This is a genomic window from Mesotoga infera (assembly GCA_011045915.1).
Lineage (GTDB): Bacteria > Thermotogota > Thermotogae > Petrotogales > Kosmotogaceae > Mesotoga > Mesotoga infera_D.
In genome coordinates, this window is sequence record DSBT01000138.1 from 1 (window position 1) to 3,161 (window position 3,161).

4 protein-coding genes are annotated in these 3,161 nt (G+C 44.1%); 2 read left to right on the top strand and 2 right to left on the bottom strand.

The annotated features are described in order from the left end of the window. Nucleotides 1–390: hypothetical protein (locus ENN47_05090; protein ID HDP77554.1), on the top strand; the 390-nt coding region annotated here is incomplete at its 5' end. A 66-nt stretch (nucleotides 391–456) separates the two neighbouring features. Beyond that, nucleotides 457–915: a hypothetical protein gene (locus ENN47_05095; GenBank protein ID HDP77555.1), complete on the top strand. Its 459-nt coding sequence runs from the start codon at nucleotides 457–459 to the stop codon at nucleotides 913–915. Between the two features lie 546 nt (nucleotides 916–1,461). On the opposite strand, the gene ENN47_05100 is transcribed toward ENN47_05095, so the two are convergent. After that, a complete protein-coding gene (locus ENN47_05100) occupies nucleotides 1,462–2,151 on the bottom strand; it encodes an iron-sulfur flavoprotein (protein HDP77556.1) in 690 nt (229 codons plus the stop codon). 184 nt (nucleotides 2,152–2,335) lie between these two features. Next, nucleotides 2,336–3,161, bottom strand: an 826-nt coding sequence (locus tag ENN47_05105) for a radical SAM protein (protein ID HDP77557.1), incomplete at its 5' end; no start/stop codon positions are given.

The window sequence follows — 3,161 nt, forward strand, 5'->3', positions numbered from 1 at the left end:
CATGCAGGAAGCTGGCTTGATGGTCTGAAATCCGGCGGAGTTACTCCGGCTAACGTTGAGATTATTATCACCACAACTACCGCTGCCAAGAGCGCATATTCCGACTGGGACAGTGCGGGTGGATACTCAGATTACAATCCTACCGACATGTATGTGGAGTGGTCGGGGGACTTCCTGCAGCAACTGGCTTATTACACTAGTGACGCCCATTGGCCGGAAGTGACTGCATATGCCGCTGCCAAATCAATAGACTCATTGCCGGCCCTGTTCTATAAATGCTACACGGCAATAAAGGGTGGCACTCCGTCAACTACTTCATTGACTCTCACAGAGCGCTCGGTCGCTGGATCTATTCAGGAACCAATGCGATATATAACCTGGACACCCTAAAGAAATTTTCTTCACTTTCAATTCACTTTCTGAAAAAAGTTATAATTGGGCATGGACGTCTTTTCTATAATCAAACCGGAGAAGCAAGAAGGCTATCTAATGAGGATCTCAGTTCTCAAGGATGAGACGAAGCATTTGAGGGCCGAAATAGAGCTATTCAAATCGTCAAGTAACAGTGTGATCAGGGACTCGCTGTTCGAAAGCGCTGTCATAAGAGCTTCAAAGCTAGTAAGAAACAGCGGTTTTACAGTGAAAAGCTTCCGCGAGTACATTCGTCAGGGCTGCCTCAAACAATTTCGGCGAGAGCTTTATCGTGTTCTGGATAATTTTGAGAAAGAAGAAGCTCTCCTTGCTAATAGAATAACAAGACTAAAGAATCGGCGTGATCGTGTAATCGTTCATATGGACCCGCGCTATGCCTTTCATCCCGAACGAGAAGATGAAAACAGAGTAGATCTCGAAGATTTGGAAGTGATTTGCTGCCATCTAGAAAGACAGATTGCTTTCTTCAGTGGAAACTCATAGATGGCAGATGAAGTCGCCATTTGAATCCCAAACGAACCACTAGTAGTACTTAAGATGAGTCACTTGTCTAGAACCGGCGTTTCCCAAATGAAATAGACTGAGCAAGACTGTCGAAAGATATTCGCATATAGAGACTCAAAGAGGAACGATGCAGTAATGAGTCGTTATCTTGGGCAGCAAATCAAGTTATAGACAAAACTCAACAGCAACATACCTTTGATTAACTGAAAAGGCTATAAATTCTTCAACAATAAAGCGCTTTAACAGCCCTGAACCACCTCGAGATGTGGAAGAAATCTCCAACGAGTAATCACTCAAAGGGTTCTCCCGCACCGCTATCTTTTGCTGCATAAGAATCTGCAAGAGTATGGAGATAGAAATATTTATGAACTCTTTGCCCATGAGAGATTATTTCTCACTCATAGAACTTGAAAGAATAGATAATTAGTCGAACATAAGGCTGTGATTTCGAGCAAACCTACACAAAATTCGCATAAGCAAATGTGCGCCGTGTAAGTTCATGAATGTCTTTTCTGGAGAATCGTTCTAGCTGTTCCACGTTTCGATGAATCTCTCATGAGAAATCAACGGTCGGCTAATGAAGTTCAAGAGAGCATCATCTATTGTCTCTTTTCTCACAAGTTCGCAGCCTGCCTCCTCGACTTTGAGAAGTATGTCTTTTCCTTCTTCTGTTGGAACTCCCCTGTCAAACATTAGGTGAACATGCGGTCTGATTAAAGCGCCGAAAAACACTACGCTCGCATCCTCCGCGAGTTCACGTACGATTCTTACTAGTGTGTCGAAGTTTTCCTTTTCCCACCAGCCGCCTGTCGATACCAGCAAAATCTTCCGCGTCTTCCAGCCGGCTCTAAGCTTGGCTCTAGTCCGGCCATCTACGATGCTGAGTACTGGATCTATCATAGGACACAGTCTGTTTATTAGATTCTGCATTCCTCCCGGTAATGGAATGTAAACTGGAGCTGCCAGTATAAGAATCTCAGATTCTCTGATCTTCTGATAAATCAGTTGCAGATCATCCTTTATGCAGCAGATTCCCGGCTCTATATCCCAGCAGTGCATACTTCCGCAACTACAGGGTAGTGGTGAAAAACTGTTCGTGTAGAAGAGTTCAGTATCGCATCCCGCGCTTTTGATACCCTTGAGGAGCGAAGACAAAAGTCTTGAAGTGTAGCCTCTTTCCATTCTTGGACTTCCATTGAAGGCAATTGCTTTCACTAGTTCACCTCCTAAAAAAGACTCAGTCCGCTCTTTCAAATAGATTATATTCTTTCGTCGAAAAATAACGCGTCTACTAAGAGATGGGTTCCGGTGTCAAACTCATTTCATTCACGATATTCTAAAGGTTAACTGTAGGTTTAGAGTCCTGTTTTGTAAGCCCCAAGTTTTTTGCGAAGCTCTTCTACTTCTTTCTGGTGAGAAAACAATGCGCAGGGTCCGTCACCACTTTACAACATCCTTCATTTTCGCGAATCTCTTTGAACAGAGGACTCATCAGACCTTCTTTCAGTGAAGAATTGAGAAGATTGTGTGTTGCAATGTCGGAAACTGGGCACGGAGTGAGATCTCCATAGGGATTCACATGAACAAAACCCTTTCCGGCAGATACACAGCCGCCAAAAAGCTCTTCATCTCCTGGAGAGTGGATAACGAAGATCGGTTTCTTTGCTTTGTAGTCAAGTATTCTCTTTCTGAAATGGCTTCGCTCCTCGCTCGTTAGAATCGCGAACTGTTCTGATGAGCTCTCTACGCTCAAATCTCCCATCGGACTTCTGGAGACTACGCTGTCTCCAATTCCGTCCGTTGGAATATATTCCGTGAAGAAGGCCAACTTCGCGCCTCTGTATATGAAAAAGTCAAGGTTTGCTTCATCACTCCAGAAACGGAAATTCCTTCTCGTTATGGTAACTGAAATACCACCGGGAACTCCAATCTTATTCAGAGCTTCGAGAGAGTGAACCGCCTTTTCGAAAACCCCTTCTCCCCTTCTTTCATCTGTGAGTTCTTCTCCTCCTTCAATACTTACGACAACCGCCGTGTTAGCCGTTTTTTTCAGTTTATCGAATAAGTCACTATTCAGGGCAGTTCCGTTAGTAAATATCACCAAGATTCTGTCACCGTTTTTGCCACAGATATCAACCAGATCGGGAAGCATGAATGGTTCACCTCCCGCGACAAGAAAAGTGAAAATTCCGAGTTCTCTGCCCTGATCAATCACACTGCACCAA